We start from the raw sequence: 16,239 nt of genomic DNA, 5'->3' as shown, positions 1-16,239 counted from the left end.
GTTTTACCCATTTACCCAATTGTGGGAAAGCTCAATTTAGTACATAATTACTAATAAATTCAGTTTTAAATCTTTCAAATACCAAGATTTGGGTGAAAGTTGGTAATAAGGGCAGAGTAACATTGATTTTTTAGGGGTTCTGAACAAAAGTTACTACACGGAATTTTTTGACTATTTCCCGAAAATATTTTAGTTATTTAGGTCTTAGCAACCATCAAAAATCGTCAAATTAGTAATTTTTTAGTTCAGTATTAACCATCTGTTAGCTTGATTCTATTCACAAGAACGTAAAAATGACCCGTATACTTTGATTCCGTATGCTATTTAAAAGTCCAGTATTTTTATCAACTATTTTTTAAATCGTTATCCGCGTAGGCGTTCGCGCAGCGTCTCGCAGAGAAGGCATCGCTCACCCACCTGCCTAAAATTCCTCCAAGAGCGCTGCGCTCTCTTGACCCAAACCCAGCCACAGCTTGAGATTTCCTCTAAGAAAAAGGAGAGCAAGTGTCTCACCTTAACCATAGTTACTATTTCTCTTTCCTTGGATGGAGGATTCGTGATTGGGAGGAATCGACAAGCGATGCCTACGGCGGTAAACTACGCAATGATGTGCATAGCGTCCGGGAATAAGTGTTAAATGTCGAGACTTGTAGGTTAAAACTTCACAATACAACCCGTATCTTTACCGTACAGTCTGCCGGATTGCATGCCCGACAATAGAGTAAAAAACTGGCATACAACCCACTCTTTATGGCAGACAATCAACCAGATACCACCCAAAATGATGTAGAAAATTCCAAAATTTCCATATTAGAATTGCAAGAAAAATATGGAATTGGTCGAGATCCACTGTACGCCCGGATGCGCTACCTACAAATTAAGACTTGGAAGGTGTCAGGTAAAGCGTACCTGTACGCCGATCAAGTGGCTCACATGGATGCACTACACGATCACATTAAAGCTACTGGACGTATGGAAGGCTACCCAGTGCCAGAACCATCCGGGCCAATTGAAGAGGAACAGCCAGCACCTACAACTACTTTGACTGTCGCCTCAACTCAGCAAGTTACCCCAAGCTACGCACCTAAACAGAAGCGAACGCAGTCCTCACCACAAGACGACGTAGCAGCGATTGTTACCAGCGCACAGAATAAAGCAGCTGGTACTTTAATAGCTGAGAATGTACTAGCTCAACACTTCATTCAAAATCCAGAACTGCTACCAGACGAGCTAAAAGCCAAAATCCAAGAATCTGCACAGATGCCAAGTGTTGACCCTTTCGCATACGCGGACTCATTGATCGGTATCGCAATGGGTTCTATCATCGCAGCCTGAAGTTCTTGGGAATGCTGGCAACTGGGGCGATTGTTGTTGTTAATGGGCTAAATCCTTTTTCATTACTGGCATTGGGGATTAGTGGAGCGTTCGCTATACTCCCCAAACTTTCCTCTAAGAAAAACGAGACTCAGGACTCAACACCAACAATTGACAATATATCCACACCTGGAGAGAAGCGCCTTGCAGGGGTGGGGGAGTTTGTGGCAACTTCGGGGGAATTCAAGATTTACCGACAAGCCGAACTCAACCGGACTACAGCCTCACTCCTAGCGAATGGGGCTATTCTCATCGCCGGCGAGGATGGTAGTGGTAAATCTGTACTAGCTGGTGCAGTAGTGGAGAAGCTGCAAGCTGACGGGTTCATGGTGGCGTTCATTGAACCAGCGACACCTAAACAGATGTTGCTTGAAATAGCCCACCAGTTCGACATTGCAACCGAAGACCTAGAGGGGAAATCATTAACTGCTGACAAGTTGAAAAGGGCGATCGCAACTTTCTTAGACGAAAATACAGCATTCCTAGTACTGGACGATGCCCACGCTTGTGATGCCAAATTTAGGATGTGGCTCAAGCAGATGAAACGAAATGGAGTACCCATGCTGCTTTTAGCTACCGACCCCCCGCGCAGTGATGTTTTTATAAATGTCCCGCGTATTGAGTTAAGGCCACTGCCAGAACAGGCAATTAGGGAAATCATGATCCAGGCAGCGATAGAACGAGGAATTGAACTCAAACCCTCAGAACTTGCCAAACTCCAAGAACGCGCCGGGGGCAATCCGATGCTAGCGGCAAGAGCTGTAGATGAGGAATACTTAGGGCTAGAACTGGAAGGAGCCGACCACCGCCGCTATTTTGACATCACACCTTTAATACTCTTAGTCGGTGTGGTGTTTGTAATAATGCGGTTTATCGGGCTGGGGACTTCAGACCAAGCACTTTATATATTTGGAGGTATCGCCGCCGCTATCTTCCTCGGTCTTTCTCGCCTTCTGTATAATCTGCCACGCGAAAGCCAGAGGATACGTTAAGTAATTCGTAATTAATAATGACGCTCGAGGACTCGCTAACGCTACGCTATCGTAATTCGTAATTATGTTGGGGATATCGCATCTATTAATTAGTGGAACTGCAACTAGTTTGCTCTTGGGGACAGCAAGCCCCACACTAATTGCGGCGGGTGCGATCGCTGGCTTATTACCTGACATCGATGTGTCCACTTCCCCGGCTGGTCGTGTCTTACCTTGGGTGAGTGCGTTTTTTGAAAGCAGAATGCCCCACCGCAGCTGTACACACAGTCTCGTTGCCAGTGGTGCGATTGCAGTGGCCGGTTATGGTGCAGCACTGTTTAATCCCAGTTTCATTAATCTTGTCCACGCCTTGAGCATCGGCTATTTCTTCGGCTGGTTTGCGGATGTCTTTACACGCGGCGGTGTGGAAATGTTCTGGCCTTCTCCAGTGCGGTGCGTTTGTCCGGGAAACCGTAATCTCCGCTTGCGAACTGGTAGCAATGCTGAGTATTTTGTGCTGATTATTTTGATTGCGATCGCCCTGGCTGTCTTCAACATAAATAACAGTGGTGGACTCTTCACCCAGTTCAATCGGTTAATTGCCTCGCCGTCTGGTGTCCAGCATATCTACAACGAGTCTGGGTCAACACATCTCATCAAAGCCAACATCAAGGGGGTGAGAACAAGCGATCGCTCCAAGGTAAATGGGCAGTATTTAATTATCCAGGTGCAGGGAACTGGGTTTTTAGTGCAGAGTGACGACGGGCGGATTTATAAAGCATCAACTGAACCTGATGCACAGATTTTCTTAGAGGAAATCACCGCCGATGTTGGGAAGCCTGCCATCACTAATATTGAGGCGCTGACCTTAGAAGATGAACCGATTGGCTCGGCGATCGCCCAATTCAACCGCACCGGGGCAATGGTATTCATCTCTGGTCAATTGTCTGTAGATGGATTGGAAACCGCAGGTTTACCGCGCGACCCTTACCAATTCCCTACCATCAAAGCGACTGACACCAGCATCACTCTAGAAGCTGCACCCCTTGCAATTGTCCAAAGTAAATTGGGTGAGGAATTTGCCACAGGTCAACTACAAGTGAGGGTGATTAATAGCGCCAGTCAATAATCCTGCCTCCACCCCCACCCAATGTCTAATACCTAACTCCTAACTTAAACACGATGTCCCCTAAACCACTACCAGCAGCCACCTTAAAACCTAATCAATCCAAGAAAAGTACTACAGAGTCAACAACAGACGGTATTTTATTAGGTGACAAAGTTTACTGGAATCCTTCAAATTTACCTAACGGTCACGTTGCTATCATTGGCGCTTCAGGTTCTGGGAAAACGCAAACCCTTAAAGCCATCGCTTATGAACTCCCGCGCTTTATACCGAGTGTACATATCATTACGCTGGATTTTCATGGCGACCAAGAGCTACCAGGCGAGATGTGTTATCCCCTTAATATGGAGTCACCACACGGTATCAACCCTTTAGTGGTGGACTTGGATACTAAAGGCGGGGGGCCATCACTGCAAGCGATCGCAGTCGCCGCCATCCTCAAAAAAGCGCTGACAATGGGCGTAAATCAGGAAGGAGCCATGATCGATATCCTGACTACCTGTTATAAGCAAAGGGGGATTATTCAGGATGAACCCGCCACTTGGACAGAGAAAGCCCCAACATTTGCTGATGTAAGAATTGAGATTGAAGCTAGGATTGAGGACGGTTGCAAGGAATCATCAAAACTTGCCCTGAAGCTTGCGGCAATGTTTGAGTATGGAATTTTTACTCGTCCTCAGCCGTCGCTTGATGCTCCGATTATCCGGTTTGATTTGTCAGCATTGGGGAAAGTGCCGGGGTTGAGTGCGATCGCAGCAGAAGCCTTAATTAAACAAGTAATGGATAGTCACAGAATCATGGGGGAAATTGAGGGGAAAATCCCCAGGACATACTTATTTATAGACGAATGTAAAGAAGTTAAAACATCTAAAACATTAAATCTTTTATTGGCAGATGGCCGTAAATTTGGTCTTGCTGCTGTGGTGGCTTCTCAGCGAGATGCTGAAATATCCAACGAAGTTATTGCTAATACTGCAACCAAGGTTATATTAGGAGTCGATCAGACAGAAGTTAAAAGGGTTGCCTCACGCTTTCGTTTTTCTGACCACTTAATAGCCAATCTAGAACCTCTTCAAGCTTTGGTGAGGATGGGCAAAGATGGGCATAAAGTTAATATCAAGCCCTATTATGAAAGAATTTAATGTCAATAATTTAATCACTTATCTTTGCATTGGACTGGCTGGACTAATTTTTACGACTAAATATTATCCCCAAAATCAAATAGCAGTTGCAGATAGCAAAGCGTTAGCGAGTCAGCGAGCGTCAGATCAAAGTAAGACAATTATTAAAAATAATACTGAGTCTGATACAACAGACAATAGCGAAGGGTTAGCGAGTCTACGAGCGTCTGAAGTAGACGATTCTGACATTTCAATCCTTCAGCAAAACCGTCCTCTAAGAATGACTTTATCAGTTGAGAGTCCGTCATTTTTAAAGGTAAAAGTCGGTCAAGAAATCCGGCAGGGCGACATAATTACCGATAATTCTTTAGAGCGTACACGACTAGAAAAGCAGAAAAAATCAGTTACACTCCAAATTGACAATCTGAAAAACAAGGCTATTCCCAAGCCCTTTGAGCCAAAGCAACCTGTAGGACTAAAGCAACTACCAAGAGCGATTTTCTCAGAGGAAAGTGCTGCGATCGCCCAATCTCAAATGAAGTTATCCCAAGCTGAGGCCGTTTTAGAGGCACGTACACAGTTACTAAAAACCGATAATCCAGAGCGACGGGCAGAGTCGGAGAACGCTGAAGCTGGATTTCAAATTGCATCTCAAAAAGTGGCAGAACAAGAGCAATTAATTCAGTCAATGAAGGATATGAAATTATCGACTGAGATTTTGCAACATGAAGAGGCTAAATTAAAACAATTGCGATCGGAACTCGATCAGGCTAATTCTGCTCTTGAGCAAAGCAAAGCCAAGCTCAATGCTTCAGCTATCAACCAACAGCAGGAATTACAGCAATTACAAATGAATGTGAGACTGGCTCAGTCTGAGTTGGAATTGGCAAACTCACGGTTAGTTGCTGCCCAGAATCGGCGTAACCTTTTGGAGTATGATGCTAGTCTCAACGAAGCACGGCAACGCCAGCAGGAAACGCAGACTCAACAAGAGTATTCGCGCCAACAACAACAATACGCCCAAGATATCCGCGATCGCGATTACCAACTAGCTCAACTAAATATTTCCCTAACCACAATTGAAGATAAACTAGCACTTATCCCGATGATTCGTAGCCCCCGCAATGGCTACATTAAGCGGATTAAGCCTTGGGTCGGGAAAGATGGGAAATATACAACGGTTGTTACTATTACTGCTCCTGCTGTTTCCTCTAAGAATGGAGGGGGCGAACGCTCAACAGTCTCCAGTCCCAATCCCAGTAGCAAAGCCAAACCCTAAAACTCCGACATCACCGCCGCAGCCAACCACCCAAGAAGAACAGACACCAGACGAGACAACCTCCGAAGAGGAACAACCACAAGAGAATTTATCACCAGAGGAGGCACAGCAGGCTGACTTTGAATCTGATTCTAAACTCCCAAAGCCCGAACAGAACCCTTTTAACAAGCCCAGCATCGATGTGATTTTGCAACGTGAAATGAATGATGATATGTGGCGACTCTTACGCGGGGGGTTGCCGTGTCTGGAAACGTCGGCGGTGTGTTTGCAGCAGTTGCAGGATAAAGCGATCGCCCAATCTCCCCTGCTCAAAGAAATTGATACTCGGATTGCTGAAGCCAACGAGCGAATTAATGAGGCGAAAGTAAGGAATAAAAAATCTATTCAATTGTCAATACTTACTCCAGCGCTGCAATATCTTTTAGGCCCTACTCCTACAGCAGGGCAATCACAAGCCCCAGGCACAGGATTAATTGATAATATCGCTGGGATATTTAGTGGAAGAACTAGCCTAATTAATGGCTTATTAAACGTAATAGGTATACCACTATTTCAAGGTTCTCAAGGCGGGAATGCTGAAGCACAAAGAAATGCGATCGCTATCTCTGATATTCAAGTAAAGGTGGCAGAATTACAGAGAAGTAGGGCACAACTAGCTGATACTATCAGGGATAAAGTAGCTCAATCACTTATCAGTTTTGATGAGGCAAGAACTGATTTTCAAACTGCTCAAGTTGTAGCGAGTCGAGCAGTTGACCAATTTAAAGTATTTGAGTTGCGTTATGTTCGTGGCAACTCTGATACTGAAAGTTATTTAACTAGACAGAATAATTTAGATAATACAAAAGCCCAGACTTATAGAGCTTGGGCTAAAATGCGGCGGTCATTATTTGAAATTAAATTATTAGTTTTGTCAGTTAAAGATGCAGAGATTTAATTTATTGGCATGGGGCTAAGACTGGAATAGAAACTCTATAACCAGTCCCTACAAATTGAGATTCATCGTCAAATGGGTCATTAGGCGTGCCTCCATCATCTAGCAATTTATGAACCTCAATTTGACCTGGGCCATCGCTATAAGAGGATTGCGTATTATCATTGAACTGTAAATTATTAAAAATTAATCTTCCTTCACTATCAGGATTATTAGATTCTGAAGCCCTATCAAAATCAGTATAAAGCTTATAAGTTCCAGTACTTCCGCTTGGAATCATGGCAACTATTTGAGAACCAACCCTGCACATTTTTTTCCCTGCTGGTGGTGTTGGTTTTGATGGTTCCTCTGGTGGTGGTGGCGGTGGTGAGGGTGGAGGTGGAGGAGGTGGGGGCGGTGCTTCGCAATTAGGCGGAGTGCCTGTAGTCCCTTCGGGGCAAGTAGGCGGTGGAGGCGGTGGCGGGTCGCAGTTTACCCCTACAGTACAAGAATTACCTGGCTCAGGATTAGGATTAGGATTTGATGACGGGGGACTCCAAGAGGTTGAGCGACCAGTAATACTTGCTATTTGAGTACTAGACGACCAAGATATAGGATTTTGCTGTTTCCAACTAGCAGCACTAACAGCACTTGCAAAAATTGGAGCTGGATACGCTACATATAATTTCCCTTTTCTGCAAGCAATCCCCCCACCTGATTGCAATCCTGAAAGCACAAAAGCTTGATTATCAACAATGATTGCACCTGGGCGCGGGTCACCTAATTTAAAAGATAAGAATCCACAAATATTTGCTCTGATATTTCTCGTAGGGGCTGAAGATAGCAGTCTGATAGTTTGAGCGCTACTTGGCGTTAAACCAGAAATATAAGTAGTTCCCTTTACATCTTTCCAAATTTCTCTTTCAGCTTTGATTGTCCCGTCACATCGTTGGGTTTCTTTTACTGGAACATTCGTATTCTCAAAGCCGTAAATGTTCCCTGATTTCTCATCTTTAATTTCAATACGTTCGCTTGCCTTTATCGTCCCTGATGAAGCTATTCTTAATATCCCACAGCTATTAGAAATCCCACTTCTAATTAATGGCATTCCTCCTAGATTTATTGAATATGATTTATTAGCTTCCAAACCTTGAACATGAAAGTATCCATCAGTTCCAAGATAGCCTTTCATGTCAGCTAGAGCCGCTGTTGGAGATAAAGCAATTAGAGTAATAATAAATAATAGTTTTCTCATTGATAAGGAATATATTTAATATTTTTTAAGCATATAGGTGGTATTTTTTCTGGCAAAGTATTCCATCTTTTATCATCCATCACTGTTGAAAAGGATGATGATGGATTAAACACTAAATAATTAATCCTCAAAAGACTGTCATTAATTGCATTTTGAGGCTTTGGAATTTTGGCAAATCCACAAGAATTAGGAGTAATTTTTTTGTAAATCATTCCATTAAAAACAATACTGTAACCAGCATTAGGATTTAATTTAAATCCGTAAACCGTCTCATGTACGTTATCATTTACTGCAAAAATTCCAGAATTTACAGTTGTCTGCAAAACACCATTTTTACAAACTGGAGTTTTATTAATATCTTGCATCCCTCCTACTATCGTAAAAGTTTGTGTTTGTCCTGAAGATAAATCAAGAACATCTACAGGGCTAGATTCTCCATTTAATTCCTTAATTAAAGCAATTCCACAGTTATCAGTTTGAAATTGTTTGAGTTTTTTTATTCCTTCTATAGATAGCTTATCTAAAGGATTAAAAGGAGCATTTTCAATATATAAATCATCTTGATATTTGGATAATATCTGTGCAGAAGCTTTAGAAGGCAAAAATATTAAAAGCAGTGCCAGACAAATTTTAAGAATTTTCATATTGTTAATAACTAATAAATTTTTTTAAATGCGATCGCCCAGATTCTTAGAGGAAAAAAGAGCGAAGCTCCCAAGGGGAGCCGCTGCGCTAACGTAATAACTCAATTACCAAGATGCTGGAACGTAACCGTAGGGAGTGCCGTTAAGTGTTCGACAGTATGGAGGTGTTCCAGCGTTGGGCAACGATGCCACAGTGTAAGAAGTTGCACCTATTGCAAAGGAAGAAGGTAACGGGCCAGATGTAGATGTAGCTTTAAGAATTCCAAAGCCGCAGCCATTAACGGTTACTGTGCGGGTTGAAGGAGAGGGGAGGGTAACTGCTACTGCTGCACCTGGAGTCTTGCCAACAATAACAACTTGACCTGTTGGAGTTTTAAAATTTGTGCTTCTGGTTTCGCTGAATGAGCCGCTTAGGCAGCTTGGTAATGTTTGAGTCGAAAGAGAGGAAACATCTACAGCGGTTCCGTCAACTTTTAAACCTGTGAAATCTCCTGATGAAGGAGGAGAAATCCTAACCTCGCCACAAGACCCGGCTAACCTTGCTGTCGATTTATCCGAGCTACCAAGACTAACAGAAATCTTGCTACCAGACGTGCCACTAAATACTATTACTTGACTATCTCCATCCATCGCTTTATAAACACTTGCCCCGTTGTATTCAATAGCAAGAGCCGGAGCAACAGAAGAAGCGATCGCACTAAGTGCAGCAGTCGTAATTAATCCCAACTTAACTATTTGTAATTTATTCATACATCACCAATATTGAAGTTGAATTTCGTCTTTTCTTGAAACCATATTCATCTGTAGTTTTATTTTTTATAAATAGTAAAGTTACTGAAATTTAACCTTGTATTTCAAACAATAATGTATAAACTTTGTTTGAGAAATTATCCCGTTAATTATGTAAAATTAATGTAAACCTGGCTGTATAAATCAGTGTTTATTTATCTGGTATACAAGTATTTTTATAAATTATTGTCCGGTGGAAAATTATTAAGATTTAATCTTCATCTCTTGAATGAAATGCTTTCTATCTGGCAGACAATTGCATAGGATTAAAAGTATCTGGCAGACAAATAAATAATAGTCTTAAAAAGAGAAAACCCATAGCCATGAAAAGAAAGTCAAGATAATTGGGCAAACTGACTCATATAAGCATCACAGCGGAGATAGTTGTCAATGTGGAAAAAAATCCTAAATAGCCCAGCTTTCTTACTTGCCTGTGTCACTGCTGTCATTGCTGTAGCAGGTACATCACCCAAAACTAGATCGCTTGTAGAAGCGGCGGCAGACTCCACCTCACCCCACGCAATGCCACTGTCTGAAGATTGGACAGTGGTCAGCGTTGCTGATGGGGACACGATTACTGTCCGTCGCGGTGGCGAAACTAAAAAAATCCGGTTCTGTGGGATGGATGCACCGGAGATTAAACACGGTAAGCAGCCTGGGCAACCATTTGGGAATGAGGCACGGGAGAAACTGCGATTGCTTGTTGCCTTAGCAAAAAATGAAGTACTTATCATTCCTATCGAAACTGACCGTTACGGTCGAACTGTAGCTGAAGTGATGGCCTCAGTTAGTGGCGAGTGGGGGCTGGAAATGAGTTTCCAAGAAGAGATGTTAAAAAGTGGCATGGCTTACTACTACAAACAATATGCCTCTAAATGCCCAAACCATGATGCTTTTGCAAAAGCCCAGGAGATAGGAATTACAAACCGCGTCGGGGTATGGAGTCAATCAAATCTAGAGAAGCCTTGGGATTATCGCAAGCGTTATCGGTAGTTACAACGGGACACGATATATATATTTATAATAATCCCGCTCCCAAAGTTTGACTTGTTAAATGACCAAAGTCAAAATAAATAGTGATTTATATTACATACATGATTATAATAATCTAGTAATACTGTGTAAAGCCAAAAACTAATTACTGAACTCTGTAGAGTTTTGCAACACTATTTAACGGTTATATAAATGCATTTTTTTAGGGGAAAATTATATGATGCATTACGATTGTTAAATCGAAGATTATCGTTAAAAGATAAGATAATATGCTTAACAGTAGGAATATTATTAATAGCTGCGTTAATTTATGATTTATTTATTATCAATCCTTATGCTACCATAGCGGGTTTGATTTTAATTTTATTAAGTATCTTTTTGCCGTGGAGAAATAAGGCTCTTTCTCAAAGGCACATAAAACAAATCACAAGAACACCCAAAATATATAGATTGAGTAAGACTCAAAAAACTAATCAAACCATTATTGATACTAAAGGTGGCAATTATAACGAAAACTTTCAAGGAAATTATATTGAGGGGGATTACATCAATCAACACGTCACTATCCAAGACCGTCAAGTAGAACTTAATTCCAATATTTCTCATACACTTGATGAATTTAGAGAAATTCTTAATCAGATTGTAGTTCAAAGCTCAAATCCGATTGAGGGCATATCCAAATTTGCACAAGAATTAGCTGAAGAATTACGCAATCATCCAGAAGTTAAAGAATATTTTAACGCTAATGAAGATAACAGCGAACAAGAGTTGGTTAATATTATTCTTAAACTTTTGCTTACTCAAAATAATTGCTACAAACTTAATAATGTAAATACTAATAGCGACTTTTACTCTATAGAATATTTTGAAGATGATTACGATGAATACGAAAAAGATAGATGTATTTTATCATACAAAGGCTACACTATTTATATAGCAAAAGACCAAAATGATTGGTGGCATTACAGAATTAAAAGAAATGATTTATCTTTTTTAAAAATAAGTCTTTTTGATTCACACAGTTATTCTAAAGAACTTGCTATTTCAAACGCCAAGAAGAAAGTTGATGAAGAACGGTTTAATAATTGGCAAAATAGTAATTCATTTTTTTGAGTATATCAGGCTTGCTACTTAGTAGTTAATTAATTGTTACCAGTTTCTTAGCTTCCTAAAAAATAGGTACGATGGCATGTAGCATTTAGCATAGCCAATCACGATCATCACCGCAATCTACACTAAAGTACGTATGAATTAACGAATAACAAGCTTTGTATCAAATGGTAGAACAAGTTTCGTAGTTTTAACTACAATATACGCAATGAATTGTTTTTGGAAATAAATAAATGGCAGGTGATCGCACCATTAATACTGGCGGCGGCAACTACAACGAGCGCATCGATGGTAGTTATATCGAAGGTAACTATTACGCCGCAAGACAACCGCAAAGCCTAGTCCAAGCCGCAGCCGAAATACAAGCGCTGCTTAAACAATTAGAGACTAGCTATCCTGCCGACACACCAGCAAGAGATATGGTAGTGGCAACAGAAGTTGTTAAGCGCATCGAAAGCGACCCAACTTGGAAACAGCGGGTTATAGGTGCTGTTAAAGAAGGGGGCTTGGCGGCATTTGAAAAAGCGATTGATAATCCGGTAGGGGCATTTATTACTGGAGCGATTAAAGGCTGGCAGGAAGTGAAGAATGTCTGATGAGTTGATTAACACGCTTGCAAACGGATAGATATCACCATGACAGAACCGCAAATGCCAGAAGCGAAAAATATAACAACAAGTGGTGGTAATTACAACGAGCGGATTGACAAGCACTATATTCATGCAGAAACAGTACATATCTATGAAAATGCTCCGAACCCAAGCTCTCCTAACACAAACAACGGGAAAATAACAGTAAGTCCAAAGCAACTGGCGTTTGCGATCGCAGGTAGTATTGATGAAATTGACCACGCCAAATTAAAAGCTATTCTTGCACTGTTACAAAAAATTTCTGGTGATGCAACTATAGAAATTATTCGAGTTGAGGAAGGCAGTATCAGAATTATTCTTAATGGTTCAGATGAAGGGTTAGAACGAATTAAGGAATTAGTTGAATCGGGGGAACTCACTGAAGTATTAGGTAATCCTGTTGAGTACGTTGATTTAACAGAATTAGATGAAAAATCTCGTTTGATTCAAGATATTGTCCAAAATGGAGCCAGCAGTCAAAATCTGAGCAATGCCGACTTGAGCGGTGCCAACCTCAGAGGTGCCAACCTCAGAAGTGCCAACCTCAGAGGTGCCAAGCTTAATAGTGCTAACTTGAGTGATGCCGACTTGAGTCGTGTCAAGTTTTTTCAGAGCGACTTGAGTGATTTCAACCTGAATGTTCTGAATGTTACTGACTTGAGTAATGCCGACTTGAGTAATGCCAACCTCAGAGATGCCAAGCTGAATGATACCAACCTCAGAGATGCCAAGCTGAATGGTGCTGACTTGAGTAATGCAGACTTGAGTGATGCCAACTTGAGTAATGCCAACCTGAATAGTGCTAACTTGAGTGATTCCAGACTGATTCGTGCCAAACTCAGAGATGCCAAGTTGAATGGTACCAACCTCAGAGGTGGCAAGCTTAATGGTGCCAACCTGAATGTTGCTGACTTGAGTAATGCCGACTTGAGTAATGCCAACCTGAATGGTGCTAACTTGAGTAATGCCGACTTGAGTAATGCCGACTTGAGTAATGCCAACCTCAGAGATGCCAACCTTAGAGATGCCAACCTCAGAGATGCCAACCTGAATGGTGCTAACTTGAGTGATTCCAGACTGATTCGTAAAAAACTGAGAGGTGTCAACTTAAGTGTTCACAACTTAAGTGATCACAACCGGATTCGTTATAAACCGCTTATTGCCGACTTGAGTGGTGCTAACTTGAGTGGTGCTAACTTGAGTGGTGCTAACTTGAGTGGTGCTAACTTGAATGGTGCTAACTTGAGTGGTGCTAACTTGAGTGGTGCCGACCTGAGTGGTGCTAACTTGAATACTGCTAATGTAGAAAATGCTCGATTCGGAAATAATCAAGGAATTTCTGAAACCACAAAACTTAACCTAATTCAAGAAGGAGCAATCTTTGAGGATTATCCTGGCGATCGCTCTGGAATTCTGGTTCCTCACTAAGGATTGTAGTTGTTAGCGATCGCTGAAAAGAACTATTATCGGCGCTTGGTTGAAAGTTTCATATCTAGCCAAAATATAGAAGCAAGTGTAGAAACAGCCTTTCAACGGCCCAAGCCTTCGGGATAACTTTTTAGTCACTGAGAATAGGGTGGCCGCCGAAAGGTATCTCCTTATACTTTATAACAGGTTTTGATTATAACCTTCCCCTCATGAAAGGGTTGTATTTTCTTAATTCCGCTTGAACTCCATTTGCGCGAAGTGGTCTTGTAGCAGTTTGTGGATGAAGCGGTAGCCCCCACCGACACGTTGGAGTAATAAGCGATCTGTACAGTAGTCAAGGAACTTAGCATAGTTCCAGGGGATATAACCTCTAGACCAAAGAATTATACGTAAAATGAAGTGTTTTATAACAGGTGTTCCACTTCTAAATATCCCCAAGAATAATCCTAAAAATAATCCCGATACTAAGCTAAAAATTAAGACTTCATTTAAACTACTGTTACTTGATATAATAATTAGCTGAATCAAAAAAATTACTATTGTGGACGGAAAAAAAATCAATACTGATAACTTTACCGTATTTTTAACAGCTTGCCAAATACCTTCATTAGGAATAGTTTTATTTTCAATTTCTACCCCATACATCCCATAAGAAAGCATAAAAATCACCCCTAAAACCAGCCCTAAAACCAGCCCTAAAACCAGCCCTAAAACCAGCCCATAACTCAGCCCATAAAACATTTTATTAATCAGCATCTCCTGATGATTCATCCCCGAAATCAGCCCAAAAATCAGCCCGAAAATCAGCCCGAAAATTAACAGAGGAACCATTCCCCAAATCAGCCCTAAAATCAACCCTCTTAAAGTTTTATGAAAAGAAAATTTTAGAGTTTCAATTGCCTCAATTTTATCTCCAATTAGCCCAAAAATCAGCCCAAAAATCAGCCCTACAAACATTCCATCAAAAAGCCCAGAAAACAGTCCATCAATCAGCCCAGGGATTAGTCCAGCAATCAGTCCAGCAAACAGCCCAGAAATCAACCCCAAAATTAGCCATTTTATAATTGTTATGTTAAAAAATCTCTGAGAATTAATTAAAGCATTTCTTTGAAATTTATCTACTATCTGCTTACCAATTAGCGCATTCATCAGCCCTAAAATCAGCCCTAAAACCAGCCCAAAAACTAGCACCAAAATCAGCCCATCAACCAGCCCAGGAGTCAGCATCCTCCGATTAATCAGTTCAAAACTAAACCCATCAACCAGCCCAAAAATCAATCCATCAACCAGCCCCAAAATCAGCCCAGAAAATAGCCACTGTATAACTCCCCAAGCAATCAAATTATAAATAATTTTGTCAAACTTCTTTTTTAGTAAATCCGGCTGCATTCTTTCAATTAAAAATTCCGTTGATTTCTCCTCAATTAACACCTGTGCCAACCAACTTAACCAAAGTTTTATATTTTTATGCTGAGGTTGTTTATCTTTGTAGTGGCCTTTGAGCATCCGATGGATATAAGCATCAAATAAATAAGCAAGGCGTTCTTTAGAAGACTTAATTGACTGCCAAGTTGGTACTGATATCTCTTGAGCGGAAAGAACAATAATATTTAACAGAAGTGGTGTTTTGGCTAATTCGGTTAAATTTTCATCCTGACTAATACTATCCCATAGGTCTACGTTATCCGTTTTTTGTAAGTATTTACGAACCTGTTGAGAAGTAAAAGGGCATAATTCCAGTGAGTTATTTAGTTGTAGTAAAGTTTGATAGCGTTGATACTCTTCTGTCCGGCTACAAATTACTAAAGGATTAATCCAATTCTCAGGACGAAGGAAATCATTAATTTTTTGAACACACAGTTCCTGGCGTTCGGCTGCTAACTCGTCTAAACCATCTAAAATGGGTAAAATTTCTTGATTATTTATCCACTGTTTAGCAATATCTTTCCGCACCCCATATTTATCTTTTAGCTGGTCAATTAACCAATTCTTGATGCTTTAATTATTATTTTTCCAAGTGGGTAAAGAGAATAATACTGGTATAGCACATAATGGGTCAGAGTAAGCGCGTTTAACTAACTCCTCAGCTAATTTAAGGACTATAGTAGTTTTTCCGGCTCCTGGCTGTCCTAAAATTAATAATCTGCCTGCAACATCTGATTGGTCAAAAATTTGAATAATTTCTGTATTATTTAAATTGATTTTAGGTTTAGAACCTACCTTAACCTCCATCTCCCAAGGAGAGTCAATATTATATGGGTTTTGCTCTGTATCAAGAAGAATATAAACCCGATTATGCAGCGAACTATTTATCCGACTTTCTACTTCAGTACTGACTTGCTTTAACAATATTTGTCGGACACGGTTTCTGGAATCAGATAATTTAGTAGTATCCCCTCGCCCAAGAGAAATATTCCAAGCAAGCGACTTTCTATTATCCTGAAATACTGTGTTGTTGTCACCCAAAACAGCTTGGTTATCATTACCCTGAACGGCTCGGTTTTGATTACCTTGAACTGAATTATCAGATGTGGAACTATCACCCTGCTGCCTTGAGCTTGCATCAGGCTGTTGTGGTTCAGAGTTATCAGGTGGCTGCTGACTCAT

16 protein-coding genes are annotated in these 16,239 nt (G+C 41.0%); 11 read left to right on the top strand and 5 right to left on the bottom strand.

The genetic code is table 11. The features are described 5' to 3' along the window. Nucleotides 1–504: 504 nt before the first annotated feature. The 7 genes from FCR06_RS34410 (at nt 505) to FCR06_RS24745 (ending at nt 6,808) form a co-directional block, all read left to right on the top strand. A complete protein-coding gene (locus FCR06_RS34410) occupies nt 505–630 on the top strand; it encodes a hypothetical protein (RefSeq protein ID WP_262984710.1) in 126 nt (41 codons plus the stop codon). 120 nt (nt 631–750) lie between these two features. Then, complete coding sequence (locus FCR06_RS24770) at nt 751–1,335, top strand: hypothetical protein (RefSeq protein WP_189523567.1); 585 nt, start codon at nt 751–753, stop codon at nt 1,333–1,335. Between the two features lie 11 nt (nt 1,336–1,346). Further along, the gene (locus tag FCR06_RS24765) at nt 1,347–2,366 is read left to right on the top strand and encodes an AAA family ATPase (protein ID WP_138504467.1); all 1,020 of its coding nucleotides are present in this window, start codon (nt 1,347–1,349) and stop codon (nt 2,364–2,366) included. 64 nt (nt 2,367–2,430) lie between these two features. Next, entirely contained in the window at nt 2,431–3,474 is a 1,044-nt protein-coding gene (locus FCR06_RS24760; protein ID WP_138504465.1) for a metal-dependent hydrolase, read from the top strand. 53 nt (nt 3,475–3,527) lie between these two features. Beyond that, the gene (locus FCR06_RS24755) at nt 3,528–4,613 is read left to right on the top strand and encodes an ATP-binding protein (RefSeq protein WP_138504463.1); all 1,086 of its coding nucleotides are present in this window, start codon (nt 3,528–3,530) and stop codon (nt 4,611–4,613) included. Then, entirely contained in the window at nt 4,600–5,871 is a 1,272-nt protein-coding gene (locus FCR06_RS24750; RefSeq protein ID WP_223280274.1) for a hypothetical protein, read from the top strand. Before FCR06_RS24755 ends, FCR06_RS24750 begins: the two co-directional genes overlap by 14 nt. After that, complete coding sequence (locus tag FCR06_RS24745; RefSeq protein WP_138504505.1) at nt 5,810–6,808, top strand: hypothetical protein; 999 nt, start codon at nt 5,810–5,812, stop codon at nt 6,806–6,808. The genes FCR06_RS24750 and FCR06_RS24745 overlap by 62 nt, the downstream gene beginning before the upstream one ends. Nucleotide 6,809: 1 nt before the next feature. Here FCR06_RS24745 and FCR06_RS32980 read toward each other — a convergent pair whose 3' ends face one another. The 3 genes from FCR06_RS32980 to FCR06_RS24730 all read right to left on the bottom strand — a co-directional run bounded on the left by FCR06_RS32980 (nt 6,810) and on the right by FCR06_RS24730 (nt 9,433). Further along, nucleotides 6,810–8,039: a hypothetical protein gene (locus FCR06_RS32980; RefSeq protein ID WP_189523566.1), complete on the bottom strand. Its 1,230-nt coding sequence runs from the start codon at nt 8,037–8,039 to the stop codon at nt 6,810–6,812. Then, nucleotides 8,036–8,683, bottom strand: a complete 648-nt coding sequence (locus FCR06_RS24735) for a hypothetical protein (RefSeq protein WP_138504459.1) — start codon at nt 8,681–8,683, stop codon at nt 8,036–8,038. The genes FCR06_RS32980 and FCR06_RS24735 overlap by 4 nt, the downstream gene beginning before the upstream one ends. Nucleotides 8,684–8,788: 105 nt before the next feature. Further along, entirely contained in the window at nt 8,789–9,433 is a 645-nt protein-coding gene (locus FCR06_RS24730) for a hypothetical protein (protein ID WP_138504457.1), read from the bottom strand. Nucleotides 9,434–9,862: 429 nt separating this feature from the next. Here FCR06_RS24730 and FCR06_RS24725 point away from each other — a divergent pair, with 429 nt between their 5' ends. The 4 genes from FCR06_RS24725 to FCR06_RS24710 all read left to right on the top strand — a co-directional run bounded on the left by FCR06_RS24725 (nt 9,863) and on the right by FCR06_RS24710 (nt 13,632). Continuing rightward, a complete protein-coding gene (locus tag FCR06_RS24725) occupies nt 9,863–10,465 on the top strand; it encodes a thermonuclease family protein (RefSeq protein ID WP_138504455.1) in 603 nt (200 codons plus the stop codon). 192 nt (nt 10,466–10,657) lie between these two features. Beyond that, complete coding sequence (locus tag FCR06_RS24720) at nt 10,658–11,578, top strand: hypothetical protein (RefSeq protein ID WP_138504453.1); 921 nt, start codon at nt 10,658–10,660, stop codon at nt 11,576–11,578. 230 nt (nt 11,579–11,808) lie between these two features. Then, complete coding sequence (locus FCR06_RS24715) at nt 11,809–12,171, top strand: hypothetical protein (protein ID WP_138504451.1); 363 nt, start codon at nt 11,809–11,811, stop codon at nt 12,169–12,171. 39 nt (nt 12,172–12,210) lie between these two features. Beyond that, nucleotides 12,211–13,632, top strand: coding sequence for a pentapeptide repeat-containing protein (locus FCR06_RS24710; RefSeq protein ID WP_138504449.1), 1,422 nt, complete (start codon nt 12,211–12,213; stop codon nt 13,630–13,632). A gap of 228 nt (nt 13,633–13,860) precedes the next feature. On the opposite strand, the gene FCR06_RS24705 is transcribed toward FCR06_RS24710, so the two are convergent. Together FCR06_RS24705 and FCR06_RS24700 are read right to left on the bottom strand one after the other, a co-directional pair. Next, nucleotides 13,861–15,585: an NACHT domain-containing protein gene (locus FCR06_RS24705; RefSeq protein ID WP_138504447.1), complete on the bottom strand. Its 1,725-nt coding sequence runs from the start codon at nt 15,583–15,585 to the stop codon at nt 13,861–13,863. Nucleotides 15,586–15,630: 45 nt separating this feature from the next. Next, entirely contained in the window at nt 15,631–16,239 is a 609-nt protein-coding gene (locus tag FCR06_RS24700) for a hypothetical protein (protein WP_138504445.1), read from the bottom strand.

The sequence above is a fragment of the Nostoc sp. PA-18-2419 genome (assembly GCF_005869855.1).
Taxonomy (GTDB): Bacteria; Cyanobacteriota; Cyanobacteriia; order Cyanobacteriales; family Nostocaceae; genus Nostoc.
The sequence above is the reverse complement of the archived record's forward strand: the minus strand, read 5'-3'. Positions and strand labels throughout refer to the sequence as shown.

Excerpts from the sequence above, each read along its gene's own strand:
- FCR06_RS24715 (WP_138504451.1), top strand. The coding sequence starts at position 11,809 with ATGGCAGGTGATCGCACCATTAATACTGGCGGCGGCAACTACAACGAG.
- FCR06_RS24725 (WP_138504455.1), top strand. The coding sequence starts at position 9,863 with ATGTGGAAAAAAATCCTAAATAGCCCAGCTTTCTTACTTGCCTGTGTC.
- FCR06_RS24745 (WP_138504505.1), top strand. The coding sequence starts at position 5,810 with ATGGAGGGGGCGAACGCTCAACAGTCTCCAGTCCCAATCCCAGTAGCA.
- FCR06_RS24730 (WP_138504457.1), bottom strand. The coding sequence starts at position 9,433 with ATGAATAAATTACAAATAGTTAAGTTGGGATTAATTACGACTGCTGCA.
- FCR06_RS24770 (WP_189523567.1), top strand. The coding sequence starts at position 751 with ATGGCAGACAATCAACCAGATACCACCCAAAATGATGTAGAAAATTCC.
- FCR06_RS24710 (WP_138504449.1), top strand. The coding sequence starts at position 12,211 with ATGACAGAACCGCAAATGCCAGAAGCGAAAAATATAACAACAAGTGGT.
- FCR06_RS24750 (WP_223280274.1), top strand. The coding sequence starts at position 4,600 with ATGAAAGAATTTAATGTCAATAATTTAATCACTTATCTTTGCATTGGA.
- FCR06_RS24720 (WP_138504453.1), top strand. The coding sequence starts at position 10,658 with ATGCATTTTTTTAGGGGAAAATTATATGATGCATTACGATTGTTAAAT.
- FCR06_RS24760 (WP_138504465.1), top strand. The coding sequence starts at position 2,431 with ATGTTGGGGATATCGCATCTATTAATTAGTGGAACTGCAACTAGTTTG.
- FCR06_RS24700 (WP_138504445.1), bottom strand. The coding sequence starts at position 16,239 with ATGAGTCAGCAGCCACCTGATAACTCTGAACCACAACAGCCTGATGCA.
- FCR06_RS24765 (WP_138504467.1), top strand. The coding sequence starts at position 1,347 with ATGCTGGCAACTGGGGCGATTGTTGTTGTTAATGGGCTAAATCCTTTT.
- FCR06_RS24755 (WP_138504463.1), top strand. The coding sequence starts at position 3,528 with ATGTCCCCTAAACCACTACCAGCAGCCACCTTAAAACCTAATCAATCC.
- FCR06_RS32980 (WP_189523566.1), bottom strand. The coding sequence starts at position 8,039 with ATGAGAAAACTATTATTTATTATTACTCTAATTGCTTTATCTCCAACA.
- FCR06_RS24735 (WP_138504459.1), bottom strand. The coding sequence starts at position 8,683 with ATGAAAATTCTTAAAATTTGTCTGGCACTGCTTTTAATATTTTTGCCT.